Origin of the sequence: Corynebacterium jeikeium (assembly GCF_000738175.1) — a bacterium.
Lineage (GTDB): Bacteria > Actinomycetota > Actinomycetes > Mycobacteriales > Mycobacteriaceae > Corynebacterium > Corynebacterium jeikeium_C.
In genome coordinates this window covers 154,698-177,117 of sequence record NZ_JFCH01000011.1, presented here as the reverse complement: position 1 = coordinate 177,117, position 22,420 = coordinate 154,698, and the positions used below count along the sequence as shown (strand labels likewise).

Below are 22,420 nucleotides of genomic sequence, written 5' to 3'. Positions count from 1 at the left end.
ACATGAGCGATCCAATTAAGCTCCACGACCTCCGCCCCGCTCCGGGCGCCAAGAAGGCCAAGACCCGCGTGGGTCGTGGTGAGGCGTCTAAGGGTAAGACCGCAGGTCGTGGTACCAAGGGCACCAAGGCTCGTAAGCAGGTTTCGGCAGCATTCGAGGGTGGCCAGATGCCACTGCACATGCGCCTGCCTAAGCTGAAGGGCTTCAAGAACCCCGCCAAGGTCACCTACCAGGTGGTTAACGTGTCTGACCTGGAGAAGGCATTCTCCAACGGTGGCGACGTCACCGTTGCAGACATCGTTGCAGCTGGTCTGGCTCGTAAGAACCAGCCGGTGAAGGTTCTGGGTAACGGCGAGATCAGCGTGAAGCTGAACGTCACCGCTAACAAGTTCTCGGGCTCTGCAAAGCAGAAGATCGAGGCTGCCGGTGGCACCGCTACCGAGGCTAAGTAAACAAGACGGCTAGCAGGCTCTAGCCGAGCTTAGCTACAAAGAATCGCCCCGCCAGTGCATTGTTGCGCTGGCGGGGCGATTCTTTTCTTTATCCATTGACGCCCTCATTTCGGCGGGCGATGATTCCAGGTAGAAAGAGCGGGGCCGGTGGTAGGGCGGTGGCGCTTAATTTGTAGTGCGCTATGGGTGGTACAGTAACCTAAGCATTTGTCCTGTCTGCTAACCTGTACAGGTTGCAATTGGTGTCGCCTCTATGCGGGCGTATCTTGAAGTGCAGGTGCGCTGGCCAGTAGATCCCGCACGAAGGTAAGAAACTACACAGGAGGCAAAGTTTGTCCGCCCTCACCTCGGCGTTCAAGAACGCTGATCTTCGCAAGAAGATCTTGTTCACGCTTGCGATGATCATCCTCTATCGCATCGGCGCCCAGATCCCCACCCCAGGCGTGGATTACGGCTCGATCCAGTCGCAGATCTCCGACCTGACCGACAGCTCGGCCATGTACTCGCTGATCAACCTGTTCTCAGGTGGCGCACTGCTGCAGCTTTCAGTGTTCGCCGTCGGTATCATGCCGTACATTACGGCCTCGATTATCGTGCAGCTGTTGACAGTGGTGATCCCCAAGTTCGAGCAGCTGAAGAAGGAAGGCCAGTCCGGCCAGGCGAAGATGACGGAGTACACCCGTTACCTGACCGTGGCTTTGGCGCTGCTGCAGTCCGCGGGCATCGTGGCGCTGGCGGATCGCCGGCAGCTGCTGGGGCAGGGCGTGCAGGTCCTGAAGGACGGCACGGGTGTGTTCGGACTGGTAGTTATGGTGCTGGTCATGACCTCCGGTGCGGTGCTGCTGATGTGGATGGGTGAGCTGATCACTGACCGCGGTATCGGCAACGGAATGTCGCTGTTGATCTTCGCGGGTATTGCCACCTCTCTGCCGGCGCAGGGCGCCTCCATCCTCTCCGGCTCCGGCGGCTTCGTCTTCGCAGCGGTGCTGGTTGGTGTGCTGATCCTGGTCGTCGGCGTGGTCTTCATCGAGCAGGGCCAGCGCCGCATCCCGGTCCAGTACGCAAAGCGTATGATCGGTCGCCGTCAGTACGGCGAGACCTCCACCTACCTGCCGCTGAAGGTCAACCAGGCCGGCGTTATCCCAGTGATCTTCGCCTCCTCGCTGCTGACCGTCCCGATCCTGATCACTCAGATCATCCAGTCTGGCAACCCGGAGGGCGCGGGCCAGGAGAACTGGTGGAACCAGAATGTCATGACCGTGCTGACGGACCCAGCTGCCTGGCAGTACATCCTGCTGTATGTGGCACTGATCATCTTCTTCTCCTTCTTCTACGTTTCCGTCCAGTACGATCCCTACGATCAGGCGGATAACATGAAGAAGTACGGTGGCTTCATTCCGGGCATCCGTCCGGGCCGCCCGACCGCGGAGTATCTTGGATATGTGATGAACCGTCTGCTGATCGTCGGTTCCATCTACCTGGCGCTCATCGCCGTTCTGCCTAACATCCTCATCAACATGGGTGTGCAGACGACGCAGGCCGCAGGCCAGGGTCAGATGCCGTTCGGTGGTACCGCCATCCTGATTCTGGTATCCGTTGCCCTGACCACGATCAAGCAACTCGAATCGCAAGTTATGCAGTCTAACTACGAAGGATTCCTCAAATGAGACTAGTTCTGCTCGGCCCTCCCGGCGCTGGCAAGGGCACCCAAGCATCACTGCTGTCCGATGCACTGAAGATCCCGCACATCTCCACCGGCGATCTGTTCCGCACCAACATCTCCCAGGGCACCGAACTGGGCAAGCAGGCGCAGGAGTACATGGACGCTGGCAAGCTGGTCCCGACCTCCGTCACCGCCGACATGGTTCGCGACCGCCTGAACCAGGACGATGCCGCCGACGGATTCCTGCTGGACGGCTTCCCCCGCACCATCGAGCAGGCAGAGCTGCTGGAGAAGATGCTGCAGGAGGACGGCCACTCCCTGGACGCAGTCATCAACTACGTAGTCTCCGAGGACGTTGTTGTTGATCGCATGCTGGCCCGCGGCCGCAACGATGACAACGAGGACACCATCCGCACCCGCCTAGAGGTCTACCGTGAGGAGACCGCCCCGCTGATCGACCACTACAAGGACGTTCTGCTGAACATCGACGCAGAGGGCACCGTTGAGGACATCTCCTGCACCACGCTGAACGCGCTGGACAAGTAAACCCCGCGCGCAAGAATCGCTGATCCCGCCAGCCGGCCCCACACGGTCCGACCTGGCGGGATTTGTGGTTATTCGCCCCGCGAGGGGGCGTCACTAAGAAAAACGAGTAAGCAAAGAGAACAGAAGCGAAACCACATGGGCTTTAGGCGAAAGAACAAGAAGATCGCGGCGAAGACCGCAGAGCAGCTGGATGCGATGCAGGCCGCCGGGGAGATCGTCGGACTGGCGCTGCAGGAGGTCAAGAAGGCTGCGGCGCCGGGCAAGACCACGCTCGACCTGGACCGCGTGGCCGAGCAGGTCATCCGCGACCACGGCGCCACCCCGACCTTCAAGGGGTACGGCGGCTTCCCGGGTTCCATTTGCGCGAGCCCGAACGACATGATCGTCCACGGCATCCCATCCGCAGACGTGGTGCTGAAGGAGGGCGACCTGATCTCCATCGACTGCGGCGCAACGCTCAACGGTTGGGTGGGGGACTCCGCCTGGACCTTCGGCATCGGCGAAATAGCCGAGGAACACGACCGTCTAAACCGCGCGACCGAATGGGTCCTGTACGAGGGACTGAAGGCGATGGTGCCCGGCAATCGGCTGACGGACGTGTCCTGGGCGTTGGAGAAGGCGACCGAAGCCGCCGCACGGAAGTTCGACGTGGAGCTGTGGATCGTCGACGGTTACGGCGGCCACGGAATTGGCCGCACCATGCACGAGGACCCGTATCTGGCCAACGAAGGCCGCGGTGGGCGCGGACCGGAGATCCAGGAGGGCTCCGTGCTGGCCATCGAACCGATGCTGGCGCTGGGCACGGCGGACTCCTACGTGCTGGATGACGAATGGTCCGTGCTGACCGATGACGGCAGTTTCTCCTCGCACTGGGAGCACACCGTCGCCGCGACCGCCGATGGCCCGCGGATCCTCACGCCGCGCAAGTAGCTCTTTCTTTCTTGGTGACGCCCCCTGCCGCCTGCCCCGGCTAATGCGGTGTCGGGGGTGCAGCAGTATTGGCGGTGGTAGGGGAGCACCGTAGTGAGGGGGCAGCAGGGGTGGGGTTAATGGGCGGCGGGCGATTATTGGGGAATCAAGTATTGCGAGTAGGCTAAACATAATCGTTTCTTGAGGACCTATAAGTAACTGCAAAGGGAAAGTGCCAGCATGAATGGATCCCGATTCCTTAACTCTCTGATATTCAAGATCATCGTCGCGATTGTTCTGGGTATCGTCTGCAGCCTCTTCTTCCCGGAATGGGCCGGCCGCGTATTTGCGACCTTCAATGGGTTGTTCGCTAACTTCCTGGGATTCTTCGTCCCGGTTCTGATCTTCGCGCTGATCGCCCCGGCTATCGCCAGCTTGGGTCGCGGAGCTGGTAAGTGGCTGGCTGTGACCGCCGGCATCGCCTACGTCTCCACCATCATTTCCGGCCTGATCGCCTACGGCGTGGCGGAAGGGCTTTACCCCTCGCTGCTGGGCAATGAGTCGATGATCGAGGCCAAGGATATTGAAGAGGGCGCGCTGGCGCCGTTCTTCTCCGTAGAGATGGATCCACCGCTGGGCGTGATGTCTGCACTGCTGCTGGCTTTTACCGTAGGTATCGCTATGGCCTCGATGCGCACCGAGGTTTTGTACAAGGGTGCTGAGGAGCTGCGCGAGGTGACCATGAAGGTCATCCAGAGCTTCATCATCCCGCTGCTGCCGTTCTACATCTTCGGCGTGTTCCTGACCATGAGTATGAACGGCAACCTGAAGCTCACGCTGACGCAGTTCTCTAAGGTACTGATTCTCGCCGTACTGATGACATGGGCCATCTTGACGCTGCAATACCTGCTGGCTGGGCTCTTTGCACAGCGCAACCCGTTCACGGCGCTGAAGAACATGCTGCCCGCCTACTTCACCGCCCTGGGTACTTCCTCTTCTGCCGCAACCATTCCGGTGACCCTGGAGTGCACTCGCAAGAACGGGGTATCCCAGTCTGTCGCCGATTTCGTGGTGCCGCTGTGTGCAACGGTGCACCTATCCGGTTCCATGCAGAAGATCGCTCTGTTTGCGTTCTCCATTGTCTACATGACGGGCGTGGACATGACCGCAGGCATGGCTCTGGGCTTCATCTTCTTGCTGGGCGTGATGATGATCGCAGCTCCAGGTGTGCCGGGTGGTGCGATTATGGCGGCCGTGGGTCTGCTGCAGTCCCAGCTGGGCTTCGACGATGGCCAGGTGGCACTGATGATTGCCGCTTACATCGCCATCGACTCCTTCGGTACCGCATGTAACGTCACCGGTGACGGCGCGATTGCGCTGACCGTGAACCGCCTGGCGAAGGGCGAGCTGCGCCGCGAGGAGCAACCCGCTTAGAGGCTCCGCTGCTTGAGTGGACAAACGCTCGCGCTAGCTTTCAAGAGGGCTGGGGCGAGCGTTTTGGCATCTGCGCAGGTCGCGTGTATTGTATGCAGTTGGTGCATGAGGCTTTCGCATCGGTAGGTACCCCAGGTGGCTACCGTGGCGGGGGTTCTGAGACTGTACCGTATGTAGCAAAACATCACCCATACCAGCTAGTTGAGCTGGGGAAACGTTGGAGGATATGGCAAAAGAAGGCGCCATCGAGGTTGAGGGTCGCATCGTCGAGCCCCTGCCAAATGCGATGTTCCGTGTCGAGCTGGATAACGGCCACAAGGTGTTGGCCCACATTTCCGGCAAGATGCGCCAACACTACATCCGTATTCTCCCCGAGGATCGGGTTGTCGTGGAGCTGTCTCCCTACGACCTGACCCGTGGGCGTATCGTTTACCGCTACAAGTAAATCGTTAAGCCTCCATACATCCAATCTAGGTAGCAGCACCGCCGAGGTTGCAGCTACTTGGTCACTACCTCTGGCCGCGGCGGCCGGAGCCCTCCTTCCAACACCCCAATAGTTGGGGTGTTGGTTTCGCGCATTCAAGGCACTTGGTGCCCGGACGGTCTCTTCCGTGACTGTTGGCGAAATACTCGAAGGATCAAAAGGGACGAGTGTGGAGAAAACCGTCGCTAAACCGGAAGGAAAATGCCCTATGGCACGCCTTGCTGGTGTTGACCTGCCACGCGAGAAGCGCATGGAGGTCGCACTGACCTACATCTTCGGAATCGGCCCCGCCCGTTCCAAGGAGCTGCTGGAAAAGACCGGCATCTCCCCTGATCTTCGCTCCAAGGATCTGACCGACGAGCAGCTGTCCGCTCTGCGTGACGTTATCGAGAACACCTGGAAGGTGGAGGGTGACCTCCGCCGCGAGATCCAGGCCGATATTCGCCGCAAGATCGAGATTGGTTCCTACCAGGGCCTGCGCCACCGCCGTGGCCTGCCGGTCCGCGGTCAGCGCACCAAGACCAATGCTCGTACCCGTAAGGGCCCCAAGAAGACGATCGCAGGAAAGAAGAAGTAACCTATGCCTCCGAAGACTCGTTCCGGCGCGCGCCGCACTGGCCGTCGCGTCGTCAAGAAGAATGTGGCCAACGGCCACGCATACATCAAGTCCACCTTCAACAACACCATCGTGTCCATCACGGACCCGAAGGGCGCTGTGATTTCCTGGGCTTCCTCGGGCCACGTCGGCTTCAAGGGCTCCCGTAAGTCCACCCCCTTCGCCGCTCAGATGGCTGCCGAGTCCGCTGCCCGCAAGGCAATGGACCACGGCATGAAGAAGGTTGACGTTTTCGTGAAGGGTCCGGGCTCCGGCCGCGAGACCGCTATCCGTTCCCTGTCCACCGCGGGCCTTGAGGTTGGCACCATTGCCGACGTCACCCCGCAGCCGCACAACGGCTGCCGCCCGCCGAAGCGTCGTCGCGTCTAAAGAGAAGAAAGGATTAGGGATTAAAAATGGCTCGTTATACCGGCCCCGTAACCCGTAAGTCCCGTCGCCTCCGCGTCGACCTCGTCGGCGGCGACAACTCCTTCGAGCGTCGCCCCTACCCTCCGGGGCAGGCTGGCCGTGCTCGCATCAAGGAGTCCGAGTACCTCCTGCAGCTGCAGGAGAAGCAGAAGGCGAAGTACACCTACGGCGTTCTGGAGAAGCAGTTCCGCCGTTACTACGCAGAGGCCAACCGTCGCCCGGGTAAGACCGGTGACAACCTGGTCATCCTGCTGGAGTCTCGCCTGGACAACGTTGTCTACCGCGCAGGTCTGGCACGCACCCGCCGCCAGGCTCGCCAGCTGGTTTCCCACGGTCACTTCACCGTGAACGGCAAGAAGGTCAACGTTCCTTCCTACAAGGTCTCCCAGTACGACATCATCGACGTGCGTGAGAAGTCTCGCTCGATGCTGTGGTTCGAAGAGGCTCAGGAAGCCCTGGTCGATACGATCGTTCCTGCTTGGCTGCAGGTCGTACCGTCCACTCTGCGCATCCTCGTGCACCAGCTGCCCGAGCGCGCTCAGATCGACATTCCGCTGCAGGAACAGCTGATCGTCGAGCTCTACTCGAAGTAAAACTGACGAACCTATTCGTTAGAATTACTTCGGATAGAACACCAAACGCGGTTTTCTACCGTCCGCACCGTCTACCAAACCTGGTGGCGGTAGTCCCCCTAACGGCGTCATATAGCGGTCGCCGAAAAAGGAGAAGCTTTAACAATGCTCATTTCACAGCGCCCCGCGCTCACGGAAGAGTTCATCGACGATTCCCGCTCCCGGTTCGTCATCGAGCCGCTGGAGCCGGGCTTCGGCTACACGCTGGGTAACTCCCTGCGCCGGACCCTGCTGTCGTCCATCCCGGGCGCGGCAGTGACCTCCCTGCGCATCGAGGGTGTGCTCCACGAGTTCACCACCATTCCGGGCGTGAAGGAAGATGTTTCCGACATCATCCTGAACATCAAGTCCCTGGTTCTGTCCAGCGACTCCGACGAGCCCGTCTCGATGTTCATCCGCAAGGAAGGCCCGGGCGAGGTTACCGGCGCCGACGTTGAGGTTCCGGCTGGCGTGGAGGTTCACAACCAGGACCTGCACATCGCCACCCTGAACGAGCAGGGCAAGCTGGAGATCGAGATGACTGTCGAGCGTGGTCGCGGCTACGTTCCGGCTGCTACAGCTTCTTCTGAGATCGGACGCATCCCGGTCGACCAGATTTACTCCCCGGTCCTGAAGGTTAGCTACAAGGTCGAGGCAACCCGTGTGGAACAGCGCACGGACTTCGACAAGCTGGTTCTGGACGTGGAGACGAAGAACTCCATCACCGCCCGTGATGCTATGGCATCCGCAGGTAAGACCCTGGTGGAGCTGTTCGGTCTGGCTCAGGAGCTGAACCACGAAGCAGAGGGCATCGAAATCGGCCCGTCGCCGCAGGAGAGCGAGCACATCGCTGCCTACAGCATGCCGATCGAGGACCTGAACTTCTCCGTCCGCTCCTACAACTGCCTGAAGCGTGAAGAGATTCACACCGTCGGCGAGCTGGCTGCACGCACGGAGTCCGACCTGCTGGACATCCGCAACTTCGGCCAGAAGTCCATCAACGAGGTCAAGGTCAAGCTGGCTGGCTTGGGCCTGGGCCTGAAGGACGCTCCGGAGGACTTCGATATCACCGATATCGAGGGCTACGACGCAGAGACCGGCGAGTTCATCGACACCGAGGGCGAGGACATCGCGGAATAACCCGGTGGTTAACCGCACGCGCTCACTGATTTAAAGATCCACACGAGGAGAACTAATGCCTACCCCAAAGAAGGGCGCCCGCCTGGGCGGTTCTGCTTCCCACCAGAAGAAGATCCTGTCCAACCTCGCTGCTCAGCTGTTTGAGCACGGCGCCATCAAGACCACGGACGCAAAGGCTAAGCTGCTGCGCCCCTACGTCGAGAAGATCATCACCAAGGCCAAGCGCGGCACCCTGGCGGACCGCCGCAACGTGCTGAAGCTCATCCCGAACAAGGAAGTTGTTGCTTACCTGTTCAACGAGCTGGCTCCGAAGTTCGAAGGCCGTCCGGGTGGCTACACCCGCATCATCAAGCTGGAGAACCGCAAGGGCGACAATGCTCCGATCTCCCAGATTTCCCTGGTGACGGAGCAGCTGGCCTCCACCGAGGCGGAGCGCGCTAACCGCGTTGCCGCTTCCAAGGCCAAGAAGGCTGAGGCCGAGGCTGCAGAGGCTAAGGCTGAAGAGGCCGAGGAGGCTCCGGAGGTTGAGGCTGACACCGCAACCGACAAGGCCGCTGAGGCTGAGGCTGCTGAAGCTGCCGACGAGGCCAAGGCTGAAGAGGCTGCTGAGGACAAGTAAGTCCGGCGCTCTCGCCTAGCTTTGAGGCGGGTCACGGTTACCCAATCGGGTAGCTCGTGGCCCGCCTTTTTGTTGCTTACTTATTGACGCCCCCACCCCCGCCGGCCCCGATGCCACCGAACTGGCAAGGGTGCGCCTGTTGGCGTTTGCGGGGTGGGGTTTAGGTGGGTTTGGGCAGGTTTGTGGTGGGTTTGTGCGCTGAATGTCGCTAGAACGGGAATGCGTTAATGCGAACGATTTGCAGTTCTGTAAAAGTGCAGGTCAGAGAGTTTTCATCTTGGTGGTGTTTACCTTGCGGCGCGCGTATTCCCGTTCTAGCGACATTTGCCGGTTCGCCTAGTCCATCTCCAGCTCCGGTTCCTCCGCGCGAGCCTGCTCAAAGACCTCCTTCGCCGCCGAGAGGTTAATCAGACCGATCACCACGCCGACCACAATGTCCGGCCATGCGCTGGCCCAGAAGATCATCACCACACCGGCGCCGAGGATCAACACATTAGCCGCAGCATCATTGCGCGCCGCCAGCCAAGCACCCTGAACCAACGCACTATCCGCCCCGCCAGTGTGTAGCTGGCCTTCCGGCGGCTGGCCACCGACCACCCCAGGGCGGTGAGCACCAGAACGTTGATGAGGGTGTCTTCGAGGAAGTCGGCGGCGTCAGCAAAAGGGCGACGGAGCCGATGACCAGCGCGATCGTCACCTCAACGACGAAGCCGAGGCCATTAAGGGCAGCGACCTACGCGACTAGCCGGCGGGCGCGCGAGTCGAGGGTGGAGGCGGAGAATTCGTTGTCTTGCATGCAGACTAGACTAAGGCGCGCACAGTACCCATGGCGAATGCAGCAGCTGAGCAGCAACAGCTAGCCGAGTTAGCCGAACGTCCATCTGAAGGAGGCGCCCCGCCCATGACCGAAACGTCGCAGGCCCAGCAGCTCTCGCAGGCCACCTCAGCTGTGCCGGCCAGTCAGCCCAACCGGGCCGGCGAGCTGGTGCGGGTGCGCCTGGACGTGGCCTACGACGGCACGGACTTCCACGGCTGGGCCACTCAGTCCGGCGGGCTACGCACGGTCGCGGGAGTGCTGCAGGAAAAACTGTCGCTGGTCACGCGCCATCCTATTGAGCTGGTCGTTGCCGGGCGTACCGACGCGGGCGTGCATGCCAGCGGTCAGGTCTGCCATGCGGACATCCCGGCGGACGCCTTCGAGCAGCGCTCGTTGACCCGCCCGGAGGATCTGGTGCGGCGCCTGTCGCGCATGTTGCCCGCGGACGTGCGGCTGCACGGGGCGAGTGCTGCTCCGCAGGGTTTTGACGCCCGCTTCTCCGCGCTGCGCCGGCACTACATTTATCGCGTGACGACTCATCCGGCCGGGCCTGTGCCGGTGCGAGCGCGGGATACGGCAGCGTGGCGCCACCCGATTGATCTGGAGAAAACTCAGGCGGCCTCCGATGCGCTGATCGGTTTGAACGACTTCGCGGCATTTTGCAAGGCCCGCGAGGGTGCTACGACCGTCCGCGAACTTCAGGAGTTCCGCTGGGTGGACGTCTCCACGGAGGCGGAACCGCAGACCTATGAGGCTCACGTGACGGCGGATGCTTTTTGCTGGTCGATGGTGCGATCCCTGGTGGGGGCGGCTCTGACGGTCGGGTCGGGCAAGCGACCGGAGGATTTCACTCCGGGGTTGTTGAAGGAGACGAAGCGCAGCTCGGCCGTGCCGGTCGCGCCGGCGGCCGGTTTGAACCTGGTGCGGGTGGATTACCCGGCCGACGAGGAGCTGGCGGAACGCGCGCTGACGACCCGCGCCAAGCGTTCGCCGGTCGGTAGTGGGAGCGGGTCGGCTCCCGCCGCCGCAGGAGCCACGGAGCCAGACACGGCGCCGGATGCAGAGCCAGACACCGCGCCGTGAGGGAAACGGTGCTTGTGCGCATTCGGCCTCGCGCGGCGATGCTTTGCACGCCTTGAACGAGCGGGCGCGGGAGTGGCTGCACCCGCCGTCGGAGCTGTAGCCGGAGCGGCAACCGGCGCATTCTGTGGCACCGGCTGCGGCGCTGGCTTCGGCGCTGGCTTCGGCGCGGGAGCCGTGACGGCGAAGAAGTTGAAGTACTCCCGGTGCTCACCGTGAGCCAGGATCGTGCCCGTGCCAACCGGCGGCACCGCGATGTACACATCCACCGTGGGGCGCCCCAGCAGTTGCAGGCGCTCGCGCCCCTGGGCGAGCACGTCCTCCGCAGCAGCGAAGCCGACACTCCCGTTGCGCGAACTGTGCGAACTATGTGGGTTGCGCGGTCCGCGAGAAGCTGCGGGGACCTCCACGAGCAGTACCTGGGTCTTCGTCCCCTCATCGCCTGTGGGATTAGCCATTCCGTTGGCGCTAGCAGCGTTACCACTGAACCTGTGCAGCTCGAATAGCTCTTCCGGCCAATTCATCGACCCCTCCAGCGCACGCAGCTGCCCGCTCGTTCCAAACACCGCAAAAGTCGCGCCGGGGATGGGATGCACCAGCATGGATTCGCCCGCGTCGGTCAGCCCGATAAACCATCCCGGTGCAGGCGGAATGCTCAACTGATCCGCCAAGCCGGATACCTGCGCGCCCACCGGCGGAGCCTCCGCGGGCAGAGCCCACACCCCGCACCCGCTGGCGGCAAAAGGCATCCGCGCCGCCGCGTGCTCTGGCACGCCGACCAGGGTGGCAGAGGCATCCCCCAACCAGCCGCGCCCGAAAGGTTTGGTGGGGACGGTTGCGGTGGAGAGGGTGGCGTCCACAAGAGAAAGACCCAAACCACCGGCCAACCGGTCGGCAGAAATCCGCCGCGACGACGGCTCGCCCCACAACCTGTCGTGCACGCAGAGCAGGCGGAACCAGCGCGTGCCCTGGTCCGTGGTGGCGCGGCTGCGGGCGAAGGCTAACCAGCCCGCTGCGATGCATCCGATCGCCACCAACGCACACAAAACCCACGTCCACCAGGCAGTATGCCTAGCATCGGCAGAATCGGCAGCAAAAAGCGCCACTGAACCCATTATTCCCAACCCCCAAAGTATGAAATTCCCCCGAATGCGAGGTTCGCCTCGCGCAAGCAATTCAACCATGAAATACTTAAGCGCGCTAGCGGGGGCTAGAAACAACAAAACACAATAAAAGGGGGAGCGCAGTAACCATGCGCACAACGGGGATACAAGTATCTGGGTTTAATTTTCTGCTGCGCAGGCTCGAGCTCGCGCTGGTTATTGGGGATCCGCGGATGGCCCACGATCCACTCCGCAGCCAGCGGCGGGCGCTGGTTGTCGGCGTGCTGCTGAGCCTGTTGATCGCCGGTGGTGCGGTGATGCTGGGGCTACTGCGCCCACAGCCGAGCCTGGACGGAGCCGACCTGGTGGCCGACGAGACCGGCACGCTGCACCTGCGCCTGGAGGATTCCTACCATCCGATCACGAACGTCGCCTCCGCGCGGCTGATTCTGCAGCAGCCCGTAGAGGTACAGAAGACCACCGCTGAACAGCTATCTCAGGTGCCGTTGGGGCAGCCGATCGGCATTCCGCAGGTGCCGGCGCTTTCCGCCGCGCCGGACCGCGAGTGGCTGTACTGCGACCGTTCAGCCGGTGGCGTGGGCACGGTCGTGGCCGTCGAGCACATCAAGGCGCATCGCCACGCTCTGCTGGCTGCGCCTTCGGGTTATTGGCTTATTGACGCCACCACTCGCGCCCGCATCACTCCAGACGCAGCCCGAGCTTTCGGCACGGAGGCGGTGCCCGCCAGCGATGGGTTGGTCCAGCAGTTTCGTCGCAGCCCCGACATCGCCATGCCGGCGGGAAAGACGAAGATGCCCGCGCCTTTCGACGTGGCGGGCAGGGTAATCACGTCTGGCGACCGGGCGTTTCTGGTGGACCGAGCGGGCGTGGGGGAGGTCAAGGGATCGCGGCGCGACTTTGCCCTGGCCAGTAGCCCCGTGCCGCCGGTGGAGGCACCACTTGCGGATGTGATGCGCCAGCCGAGCGTGGACGTGTTGGCGGGAATCCCGGAGTTCGACGGCGAGCAGCCCGTGACGTGGGCGCAGCCGCAGATGGTGTGCGCGGGGCCGGAGGGGTTGGCGGAGCCGGAGGATGGTGACGGTGCTGGTGCTGGTGCGAGTGCCGGTGGCGGGCAGGGCGTGGACTCAGCCGGAATCAGCGCCGTACTGGCCGCCGAAGATCCAACCGCCTTTTACGGCCCGCGGGGCACGTCGGCGCTGAAGACGGAGCGCGGATACGTGCTGGTTAGCGATAACGGCGTGCGCTACTCCGTGGGCAGCCAGGCCGAGTTGCGCGCCCTGGGGTTCACTGCGGAGCACAATGTTCAGTTTGCCCGCGTGGCCTCGTTGCCCGACGGTGGCCTGCTGTCTGCGGAGAAAGCTCGACAGACGACCGTAGCGATGATGCCCAGCGCCAGCACTAGGGAGAGCACGACCGGCACGGAGTAGTCGGCGGCCTCCGGCTGGTGAGGATGGGAGCTGACAGTCTGCAGCTCGTAGCGTGCGTCGGCTGAGCCATCGCTGGCTCGCGCATCCCGCAGATCGAGCGCCTTATCCACGGCTGCGGCGGGATTCACAACCAACATCTGCTTTCCTAACCCCGGGCCGCTCGCACCGGGAGAGGCTGTGGAGGACAGCAGTTCGCGGACCTCCTGCACGCTGAGGTGCGGGACGATCTGCCAGACCAGCGCCGCGGTCCCGGAAACTACTGGCGCGGCGAAGCTGGTGCCTTCGAAAGGATCGGGGTTGCCGACGATGGTGTGCACCTTTCCGCGCACGTCCACCTGCCCTTCGACCGGCCCGCCAGGGGCGAACAGATCTACCCAGTGCGTCGGCGCGCTGTACTGCGCAGGCACGCGCCCCTGGTCGGCGGAGTTCGTTTTCACTGCACTAGCTCCGGTGCTGGTCCCCGCGGCTGCATCCGGAGCAGCCCCGGCACTGGATCCTGCGCCAGCCGCTACCAACTCCTGCGCCCGCGGCGCCACGGCCCCCACGGCCAGCACAGAATCCAGACTGGAAGGAAACGTCGGCGCCCCCTCCGGGCACTGCCCCGTGTTGCCCGTGGAAGCCACCACCAGCACTCCGGCCTTCTCTGCCCGGCCGACGGCCTCCCGTAGTTCCGCCGTATCCTCGCAGGCAACCATCGAAATATTGATGACCTTCACCCGTGCCTTCAACGCCCGGTCGATCGCGCGAACCAGATCCTCCACCGTGCCCTCAGCCCGGGAGGAAACCGCGTTATGCCTAAACGAATGCACCTTGGCTTCCGGCGCTATCGCCCGCAACACGCTGGTCACCACGGACCCGTGCAACACACAAAAATCGCGGTCTCCCACCACGCCCGGCCCAGCGGAGCCCGTATCAATCACAGCCACGTCCACGTCCCGGCCCCGGGACAGGGCGTGCAGCGCTGGGTACGAGGGGGCGTCAATATCCGGCAAAGGCACGGTACCGGGCGCCGCAACGGTGCCTTCCTGGCAGTTCCCGTGTGGCGAGGAATCCTGGATGATCATCAGCCGATGCCCCGAATCGCCTCGAAGATTCCTGTGGTCTGCAGCGCCAGGGGGATGGCCAGACAGAACGCGACGGCCTCCACCATATCGATCACCCGCCCCAACATCGGCGACTGCACGCGCACCGCCGGCAGGCCAACCAGCACCAGGCACGCCGCACCCCAGGGTTCGTGCAGCGCCAACCACAGAATCGTCGTCGCGGACAGCACCGCCAGCGCCACCGAATGCACCGGTCGGGTGCTGCGCGCGCTCACACCCAGTACGGCCACCAGCACTAGCAGCGCTGCACGCCACAGGCTCAGCGGCTCACCCCACGGCGCCAACTGGTACACGCACGCACTCAACACCGCCACGATTGCTACCACCAGGGCGGAATGCACCTCCACCACCTGGCCCGCTCGGGTGGTCGTCGGCTGAGTAAACACACCAGTCGCGGGCACCTTTGGCAGCTTGATGCCCGCCAGTCCGATCGCAATCTGCCCCGAGTAAGCCAGCGCGAACATCGCCAGCAGCAGAGTAATCCCCGGCCAGAAATTCATCGCTGCGAACACCACCCACGTGGCCGTCACAATCCGCGCCGGGCCGCTGCGCCACACCATGAGAGCCGCCACAAAGCATGCACACAGCACATTCACGTGCAGCCCCAGCCCGAAACCAAGGATTGCGGCGAGGTAGGTGAAGTTGCGGTGGTGCAGCGAAGCCGCCGCCGTAGCCAGTGCCACCACTGCGGTTGCCACGATCGTTGCGGTGTCTGCCGAATGGTTGAGGTTAAGGACGCCCCCAGCTCCAACCAACTGATTATCCAAAGGGTGCCACGCGGGAGTGGCTTGAAGGCTGAACAGCGCAACGATGGCCGCGGCGATCCAGGAAGCAGGGCTAGCGGGGATAGGGCCGGAGAGCTCCTCGACAGCCTCGGCCGGCGGGGCGGGAACGGTGGCGATCTGCAAGGTCAGCGACTCTCCGGGGCGCACCCCAGCCTCCGCCAGAGTGTGCTGGGGCTGAACCTGCCCAACCGCCCGGTGGAGGATCCAGTGTTCCCCCGGCTCCGCATCCACAAGGTGCGGTATGAGCTCCGCGACAGGCACATGGTCGGCGATTGCAGCGTTGATAGTGGTGCCCTTCGCAGGCACGGAAATGCTGAGAGCTAGCACAGTAGAAATCCCCCTGGTGGTGCACGTTTAGACCGTGCCCGATTGAATCTGCAGCGAGGATCCCCCCTTTGGACCCCGCCGGTGTTTATTACACGGCACAGATAGTAACCCAGGCGAGGCGAACTCGCTTGCCCTGCGGGTTGTCCGGGGAAGGTTTAGAATCAAAAACAACATCCAGGGGGTTGGATGGGGATTAGTTGGGGACAAGCAGGTAAACCGGGGGATTTTTCACCATGCAAACACAGGCGCCACCGACGCTGCCGAAAGACAAACAACCCTTCATCAGGCTGCTGTTGCCTGCCGTCATGCTGGTTGCGGTGGTGGGCATGGTCGCCGCCATGGTGCTGTCCGGTTCTGGACGCAACCCGATCAGCTTCATCTTTCCGCTGATGATGCTGGGCAGCATGGCGATGATGTTCCAGCCAGGGGCGAATGTGGACGAAACGCGGCGCTCGTTCCACCGGCACATCGACGCGCTGAAGGACAGCGTGCAGCGCAGCCACGACGAGCAGCTGCAGGGCATGCTGGCAGCCCACCCGCATCCGCAGGCGCTGTGGACGCATGTGCACACCGGTACCGACGTGACTTCTGAGCCGGGTGTGGTGCGCATCGGCACCGCGGTGCAGACCCCGGACGATCCGCTGGAAGTGCCGGTGAACGCCCCGCCGGAGGACCTGGAGCCGGTCAGCGCTATGAGCCTGCGGGAGGTCGCGCTGCGCTATGCCACCATCGAAGCCCCGGTGTCCGTGGAACTGGCTAGCTTCCACTGCATCGTGCTGCTCGGCGACGGGGCGGCTGGATTGGCGCGCGCCATGCAGGCGCAACTGGCGATGCAGGATCCGGACATAATCGGGATCACCGGGCCTTTCGAGGAATGGCTGCCGCACGATGGGCCGCGCAAGGTGCACTTCTGCACGGGTGAGAGCCCCGTGGTCGCCGGCGCAGTGGTTACTGACCCGAGCGAAGAATGGGTAGAAAACGCCAAGGGGCACGGTCTGTTGCTGCAGGTGGACGATGCCGCCGGCGGGTGCCTGCTAAGCGCCTGGACCGTCGATGGCTGGGTGCCCTTCGGCGTGGCCGACCAGCTCAGCGAGGTGGAGCTGGCGCAGATTTGCCGCGCCAGGTCCACCGTGAAATCCAGTACCTCGCTGCTGGAACTGCCGGGCGGTGAACTGCGTGCGCCCATCGGCTTTTCTGGCGCGCCGGTGTACCTGGACATCAAGGAATCCGCCCTGGGAGGCATCGGCCCGCATGGTCTGTGCGTGGGTGCGACCGGTAGCGGGAAGTCGGAACTGCTGAAAAGCGTGGTGATCAGCTTCGCCCACCAGCACAGTCCGGAGGAGCTGAACTTTGTGCTCGTGGACTTCAAGGGCGGCGCCAGCTTTCTGGGGATGGATCGGCTGCCCCACACGTCGGCGCTGATCACCAACCTGGCTGAGGAGGCGGGGCTGGTCGACCGAATGCAGGATAGTTTGCTGGGGGAGATGCATCGGCGTCAAGAAAAGCTCCGCGCCGCAGGCCTGACCACGGCGGCCGAATACAACCGCGTGTACCCAGGGCAGATGCCTGCGTTGTTTATCGTGGTGGACGAGTTCTCCGAGCTGTTGCACGCCCGGCCCGAGTTCGCCGAGGTGTTCGCCGCGATCGGGCGGCTGGGGCGCAGCCTGCGAATGCACCTGCTGCTGGCCACCCAGCGACTGGAGGAAGGGCGCCTACGCGGTTTGGAATCCCACCTGAGCTACCGCATCGCCTTGCGCACGTTCTCTGCCTCCGAATCCCGGGCGCTGATCGGCACCACCGAGGCTTACGAGCTGCCCGCCACCCCGGGCGCGGCAATCCTTTCCGCCGGCGATAAGGTGCGCTTCCACTCGGCCTATGTTTCCGGCCCGGAGTTGCCCCGCGACCAGCGGCTGGTGCGGGTGCTGGGCTCCACCGTGGAGGCGGAGACCACCACCATGCAGATGGTGATCGACCGGCTAGAAGGGCCGAACCAGAACCCGGTGTGGCTGCCGCCGCTGCCGGAAGACCTGCCCGCCAGTGAGGTCATGGAGCCCCGCGCGCCGGGCGTGGCCCGCATCGGACTGGAGGACCTGCCCTTCGAGGGGCTGCAGGTGCCGATGGATGTGGACCTGCGCCGTAAGCATTGGGCGATCGTCGGCCAGCCGCGCACAGGCAAGACCACGGCGGTGCGCAGCCTGGTGCTGGGGTGGGTTCTAAGTTCACCGGGCTGGCCTGTGTACATCTTCGACCCGGGTGGTGGCTTGCGGGATCTCGCGCGTTTGCCGCAGGTGGCGGCGGTGGTGGGGCCCGATGGGCTGGCTCGCCTGTTCGACGAGATGGAGCAGACGGAAGGCCAGCGCCTGCTGATCATCGACGGGCTGGACCAGGTGGGGACGGCCAGCGGTGGGGCGGGCGAGGAAGAACAGCGCCTCATCCGCCTGGCCACCACCGGCCTGGAGCGCGGCCTGCACGTGGTGGTCACAGCACTGCGGTGGAACTTCCGCCCCTCGCTGCGGGACGTGCTGACCGGCCAGATCGAACTGCGGATGACCCCGCTGGATGCGCACTTCCGCGATGCGCAGAAATCCCTGCCCGACGTGCCTGGCCGGGGTGTGTCGCCCCGCGGAAAGCACGTGCAGTTCGCCAACTCCACCGCGCAGGATGTCGAACATGTGCGGATGGAAAGCGCCCGCCGCGGCGAGCCGGAGGTGGCCATGCGGGTGCTGCCGGAGCGCATCGGTTGGCAGGAGTTGGGCGACCCGCAGGCCTTCGCCATTGGCGGCCCGCGCTTGGATCCGGTCCGCTGGGATCGGGGTACATTCCCGCACCTGGTGGCCATTGGTCAAGCGGGCAGTGGCGTGACGACTGCCCTGCGCGCGGTGATGCAGTCCGTCGCCGATACTCGCAGCCACACCGGCGAGCCGCCGGAGTTCCTGGTCACGGACACACGCCGCGGGTTGTTGGGGGTTGCGGGTTATCGTGTGCCGGAGGATTTCCGCGCGGACCTTGCCGAGTGGGTTGCCACGCTGCGGGAGCGAATTCCGGGTAGTGACGTGACCCCGCAGCAGCTGCGGGAACGCTCCTGGTGGTCCGGGCCGGAGCTATTCGTGGTGGTCGACGATGCGGACGCCGATCCCGGCCTCGACCAGCTGCTTCCCCTGTTGCCGTACGCCGCAGACATCGGCTTGCACCTGGTGCTTGGCCGCCGTTCGGGGCAGTTCGCCCGCGCGGCCTACCAGCCGCTGACACAGGCTATGCGCGACCAGAGCGCGTGGTTGCTGTTCTCTGCACCGCGCGAGGACGGGCCGATCGCGGGGGTTCGTTTAGTACGACGCCCACAGGGGCGCGCCGCCTATGTGCACAAAGAAACCTGGACGGTGCACGTGGCCGAGGTGGCGGAACAGAACTGAGAATAAGTGAGTGGGGTGGAGAAGATGAGGGTAGATCAGAGAATTGGGGACGCCCGGGGACTGCTGGCCGAGGCACTGGCGCTGCAGGAATCGGGTGTGCTGGTCAGCGGCATGACGGTGACGGATCTGGCGACAGGATTCGTGGTGACCGGCGATGCCGAGATGCAACGTCCGGGATATTTGCAGTACGAGGGGGCCGATAGTGCAGCGGGTGCCGCGAGCACTGCGAGCGAAGCGGGTGCCGCGAGTAGAGCGGACGCAATGGACGACGTGGAGTTCCAGCGTTCGGGGCTGAGTCTCGGCAGGCTCTCCGAGCTCTTTGAGATGGTCAGCGAGGTGCTGGAACAACGACAGGAGTACCCGGAGGCAGCGGCGGTGAACCCGCCGGAACCTCGCGAGCTGTTTCCTTGGGGCATCGGACTGCGAGAGGTAGACGTACTGGTTACCGGCTCCTTTGCGGTGCAAGTTGTGCACTATCTGCGGATCATGGGCGTGCGCGCACGGCTGGTGGATAACGACGTGGTGCTGCGGGTGGCCAGCGAGCTCGCGCTGGCACAGCAAGAGCTGGAACACCTGAACTTTGCCGAACCGGTTCGCCACCGAGATACGGACACTGCGGTAGCAGAACCCGTAGCGGAAGCGGAGGAGTGGCAGGAGGTGGACGAGGGGGCGTCAATAAAAAAGGAAGAAAGAAAAGACAACCGCAGGCTGCCCGCGGCGTTGGCTGCCTTGGCGCTGTTTATCGTCGGAGGGTTGGTGGCGACGTTTACGGTGTTCGACTCGCAGGCAGCAGAGAACACGGCTAGCGCTGAAATCACGGGAAGCACGAAAAGCACAGATGGCGCTGCGAGTGCACCGGGGCGCCCGAGCGTGGAGTCGGAGGAGCCTTTCGCAGACGAACCGGGCTCAGAAGATTCAGGCGAGGAGGCGACCGAACCCTTCCCCGAGCCGCACAGAAGGGGCGTGACCACAGCCGACCAGAGTTCAAGACGTGCGGACATACCAATCAGCGTGAATGTGGACGGGTGGCACTTAGGCAGTGCAACCCGAGCGCGGGAGGAATACATCGGCGACGACAAGGGGATGCGCGTACTGGTGGCGGCCAAGGAGACTCCGCTGAAAACACAAGAGGAGATGGATGCGGCGATGCTCGGCGCGCTGAACGACGTGAGCAGCGGCGACGATGGGGTGACAGTGGTGTCGACCCAGCCGGTGAGTTACGAGGAGAGCTATCCAAGTTCGACGACCCTGTGGCACGTGCGGCTGGTGGACGGGCACCAGATTTCGGTGGGCTGCCAGTACAGGCAGTGGAATGAACAGCGGGAAAAAGTGTGCCAGGAGTTTGTGGCGACTGCGCGACCGGAAAAGTAGGGATTGTCGTGAACCTTTTCGCAGGGCGGCGAGTATAACCCTTACGATGGCGCCTTCAACAGGGTTTTCAAGGGGATACCCGGCGGCATGATCGACAGATTGCAGAATTTTCAACAGGGGGATTTTAAGGCATGAGCTTTAAAACAGATGTCAGCACGATGAACCAGGCGGCGACCAATGTCGACCGAGTAAAGGACGAGGTTCAGGGCGAGCTCAGCCGCCTGCGTGGCGTGGTGGATGACGTTTCCGGCAGCTGGAAGGGGCAGGCGCAGACCTCCTTCCACTCGCTGATGGAGCGCTGGGACGAGAACGCTCGGAAGCTCAACGAGGCACTGCAGAGCATCGCGGACAACATTCGTGCCAACGCCGGTGACTTCGACACCACCGACGTGGACAACGCAGCAGCTTTCAACGCTTAACCCGGGTCGGCTTGGGCGTACCAAGAGATTCATTACAGAATTCATTACAGAAGGGGACAGGAATGATTCAGTACAACTTTGCGCAGATCGCCAATGCTGCGGATGACATCAACCGTGGCAACGGCACCATCAACGGTCTGCTGGGAGACCTTAAGCGCGATCTGCAGCCGATGGTTAGCGAGTGGGAGGGCGCGGCCTCCGACAGCTACCAGGCGGCGCAGAAGAAGTGGGACGACTCCGCACAGGAGATAAACGAGGTGCTGGGGCAGATTGCCCGTACCGTCCGCCAGGCAAATGATCGCATGAGCGAAATCAACACCAACGCAGCTAACAGCTGGGCATAAAACCGGCTACACCATCTTCTCCCATCATGCTCTCGGGCTCCCCTTGGACTGGAAAGGGGAAGTCCGAGATTTTTCTTTAATCGACACCCCGCGCTGTGAAATAGCTACGCGGAGCACACTGTTAGAAAACTTGACCTAATCGTGATGTGTGCAATGAACTGGGGGTATGTTGCGGAAATGCTTGCCTCGGGCCTATTGCAGAGCATTTTGCTTGAAGCATCAATAAAATCATGCGTACCGTCTTTTGTGTACGGGAAAGACGAAAACAATCAGCGATACCACTGCTGATGTACACCACTAAGTAATTCCCCACTGTTGGTACTCACCAAGCAAGACATCAACCCCGTATTGCGTACCAGCATGGTGAAAGGATTTATTAACAAATGAGCAACGACATCAAGGATCTTTTCAAGGCAACCGCATACGACAACGCTGGCGACAAGCTGGGCAGCGTCAAGGAAATCTTCGTTGACGACAAGTCCGGCCAGCCCACCTTCGTTGAGGTTAACCACGGCCTGTTCGGCATGAACTCCAGCCTGGTTCCGATGCGCGGCCACAAGTTCGACGGCGAGAACCTGAACCTGGCTTTCGCCAAGGATCGCGTGAAGGACGCACCGGACTTCGACGCTGACCAGGCTCTGACCCCGGAGCAGCAGAACGAGATCTACCGCCACTACGGCCTTGACAATGTTGAGGACACCACCCGTTACGGCGAGGGCGCTGGCAACCAGGATGCTGGCGAGGAGCGCTCCACCCTGGACCGTCACGAGGCTGCCGACGGTAACGCCGCTGCTGGCGCTGGCGTGGGTGCCGCAGGCGCGGGCGTTGCAGGTGCGAACGCCGACCAGGCTGGCGCCACCGAGCGCGATGCCGCTAACACCGACGCTGCTAACCGCGAGGCTGCCGTGAACAACGAGGGCGAGATCATTCGCTCCGAGGAGCGCCTGAATGTTCAGAAGGACAAGGTGCAGACCGGCGAGGCTCGCCTGCGCAAGTACGTAGTCACCGACACTGAGACCGTAGAGGTTCCGGTTACCCGCGAAGAGGTTCGCGTCGAGCGCACCCCGATCTCCGAGGAAGAGGCAGCTAACCTCAAGGGCAACATCGACGAGGCCGGCCAGGAAGCCTCTGTCACCCTGAACGAAGAGCGTGTCTCTGTGAACAAGGAGACCGTCCCGGTGGAGAAGGTATCCCTGAACAAGGAGCAGATCACCGAGACCGAGCGTCACACCGAAGAGCTCCGTAAGGAGCAGATCGACTCCGACGTTGACGGCGACGTTCGTAAGTAAGTAGCCATCACGGCGCACGTTCGCTAGAACCCTGGCCCGTTT

The 22,420-nt window shown here is 62.9% G+C and carries 20 protein-coding genes and 1 pseudogene; 18 read left to right on the top strand and 3 right to left on the bottom strand.

What is annotated here, in order from left to right; genetic code table 11:
- The first annotated feature begins 2 nt into the window (after positions 1-2).
- The 11 genes from rplO (at position 3) to rplQ (ending at position 8,882) form a co-directional block, all read left to right on the top strand.
- Positions 3-452, top strand: coding sequence for a 50S ribosomal protein L15 (gene rplO / locus JQ46_RS01795; RefSeq protein WP_034984966.1), 450 nt, complete (start codon positions 3-5; stop codon positions 450-452).
- 332 nt (positions 453-784) lie between these two features.
- A complete protein-coding gene (gene secY, locus JQ46_RS01790; protein WP_034984965.1) occupies positions 785-2,119 on the top strand; it encodes a preprotein translocase subunit SecY in 1,335 nt (444 codons plus the stop codon).
- Positions 2,116-2,661 (top strand): adenylate kinase, encoded by a 546-nt coding sequence (locus JQ46_RS01785; protein WP_034984964.1) that lies wholly within the window; start codon positions 2,116-2,118, stop codon positions 2,659-2,661. The genes secY and JQ46_RS01785 overlap by 4 nt, the downstream gene beginning before the upstream one ends.
- A gap of 135 nt (positions 2,662-2,796) precedes the next feature.
- The gene (gene map, locus JQ46_RS01780; RefSeq protein WP_034984963.1) at positions 2,797-3,591 is read left to right on the top strand and encodes a type I methionyl aminopeptidase; all 795 of its coding nucleotides are present in this window, start codon (positions 2,797-2,799) and stop codon (positions 3,589-3,591) included.
- A gap of 219 nt (positions 3,592-3,810) precedes the next feature.
- Complete coding sequence (locus JQ46_RS01775; RefSeq protein ID WP_034984962.1) at positions 3,811-5,004, top strand: dicarboxylate/amino acid:cation symporter; 1,194 nt, start codon at positions 3,811-3,813, stop codon at positions 5,002-5,004.
- 226 nt (positions 5,005-5,230) lie between these two features.
- On the top strand, positions 5,231-5,449 hold the full coding sequence (infA, locus tag JQ46_RS01770) for a translation initiation factor IF-1 (RefSeq protein ID WP_003854422.1): 219 nt from the start codon (positions 5,231-5,233) through the stop codon (positions 5,447-5,449).
- Between the two features lie 247 nt (positions 5,450-5,696).
- Entirely contained in the window at positions 5,697-6,065 is a 369-nt protein-coding gene (gene rpsM / locus JQ46_RS01765) for a 30S ribosomal protein S13 (RefSeq protein WP_005291872.1), read from the top strand.
- 3 nt (positions 6,066-6,068) lie between these two features.
- Positions 6,069-6,473 (top strand): 30S ribosomal protein S11, encoded by a 405-nt coding sequence (rpsK, locus tag JQ46_RS01760; RefSeq protein WP_005291870.1) that lies wholly within the window; start codon positions 6,069-6,071, stop codon positions 6,471-6,473.
- Positions 6,474-6,499: 26 nt separating this feature from the next.
- The gene (gene rpsD / locus JQ46_RS01755; protein ID WP_034984961.1) at positions 6,500-7,105 is read left to right on the top strand and encodes a 30S ribosomal protein S4; all 606 of its coding nucleotides are present in this window, start codon (positions 6,500-6,502) and stop codon (positions 7,103-7,105) included.
- Positions 7,106-7,249: 144 nt separating this feature from the next.
- Positions 7,250-8,263, top strand: coding sequence for a DNA-directed RNA polymerase subunit alpha (locus tag JQ46_RS01750; RefSeq protein ID WP_034984960.1), 1,014 nt, complete (start codon positions 7,250-7,252; stop codon positions 8,261-8,263).
- 55 nt (positions 8,264-8,318) lie between these two features.
- Positions 8,319-8,882, top strand: coding sequence for a 50S ribosomal protein L17 (gene rplQ, locus JQ46_RS01745; RefSeq protein WP_034984958.1), 564 nt, complete (start codon positions 8,319-8,321; stop codon positions 8,880-8,882).
- A gap of 336 nt (positions 8,883-9,218) precedes the next feature.
- On the opposite strand, the gene JQ46_RS11425 is transcribed toward rplQ, so the two are convergent.
- On the bottom strand, positions 9,219-9,422 hold the full coding sequence (locus JQ46_RS11425) for a hypothetical protein (RefSeq protein WP_237744670.1): 204 nt from the start codon (positions 9,420-9,422) through the stop codon (positions 9,219-9,221).
- A gap of 361 nt (positions 9,423-9,783) precedes the next feature.
- Between JQ46_RS11425 and truA the strand changes: the two genes are divergently transcribed.
- Both truA and eccB read left to right on the top strand, forming a co-directional pair.
- Positions 9,784-10,782: a tRNA pseudouridine(38-40) synthase TruA gene (gene truA, locus JQ46_RS01735; protein ID WP_034984956.1), complete on the top strand. Its 999-nt coding sequence runs from the start codon at positions 9,784-9,786 to the stop codon at positions 10,780-10,782.
- Positions 10,783-12,031: 1,249 nt separating this feature from the next.
- Positions 12,032-13,330, top strand: coding sequence for a type VII secretion protein EccB (gene eccB, locus JQ46_RS01730; RefSeq protein WP_034984955.1), 1,299 nt, complete (start codon positions 12,032-12,034; stop codon positions 13,328-13,330).
- Positions 13,331-13,509: 179 nt separating this feature from the next.
- Here eccB and JQ46_RS11420 read toward each other — a convergent pair.
- Together JQ46_RS11420 and JQ46_RS01725 are read right to left on the bottom strand one after the other, a co-directional pair.
- A pseudogene (locus tag JQ46_RS11420) lies at positions 13,510-14,394 on the bottom strand (S8 family peptidase); the annotation flags it as partial.
- Entirely contained in the window at positions 14,394-15,545 is a 1,152-nt protein-coding gene (locus JQ46_RS01725; RefSeq protein ID WP_034984954.1) for an EsaB/YukD family protein, read from the bottom strand. The gene JQ46_RS01725 and the pseudogene JQ46_RS11420, both read right to left, overlap by 1 nt.
- Positions 15,546-15,778: 233 nt before the next feature.
- Between JQ46_RS01725 and JQ46_RS01720 the strand changes: the two genes are divergently transcribed.
- From JQ46_RS01720 to JQ46_RS01700, 5 genes are all read left to right on the top strand, one after another.
- Complete coding sequence (locus JQ46_RS01720; RefSeq protein WP_034984953.1) at positions 15,779-18,955, top strand: FtsK/SpoIIIE domain-containing protein; 3,177 nt, start codon at positions 15,779-15,781, stop codon at positions 18,953-18,955.
- A 24-nt stretch (positions 18,956-18,979) separates the two neighbouring features.
- Complete coding sequence (locus tag JQ46_RS01715) at positions 18,980-20,326, top strand: type VII secretion-associated protein (protein ID WP_034985022.1); 1,347 nt, start codon at positions 18,980-18,982, stop codon at positions 20,324-20,326.
- A 131-nt stretch (positions 20,327-20,457) separates the two neighbouring features.
- Positions 20,458-20,745 (top strand): WXG100 family type VII secretion target, encoded by a 288-nt coding sequence (locus JQ46_RS01710; RefSeq protein ID WP_034984951.1) that lies wholly within the window; start codon positions 20,458-20,460, stop codon positions 20,743-20,745.
- A gap of 62 nt (positions 20,746-20,807) precedes the next feature.
- Positions 20,808-21,089 (top strand): WXG100 family type VII secretion target, encoded by a 282-nt coding sequence (locus JQ46_RS01705; RefSeq protein WP_034984950.1) that lies wholly within the window; start codon positions 20,808-20,810, stop codon positions 21,087-21,089.
- Between the two features lie 383 nt (positions 21,090-21,472).
- On the top strand, positions 21,473-22,378 hold the full coding sequence (locus JQ46_RS01700) for a PRC and DUF2382 domain-containing protein (protein WP_034984949.1): 906 nt from the start codon (positions 21,473-21,475) through the stop codon (positions 22,376-22,378).
- Positions 22,379-22,420 lie beyond the last annotated feature (42 nt).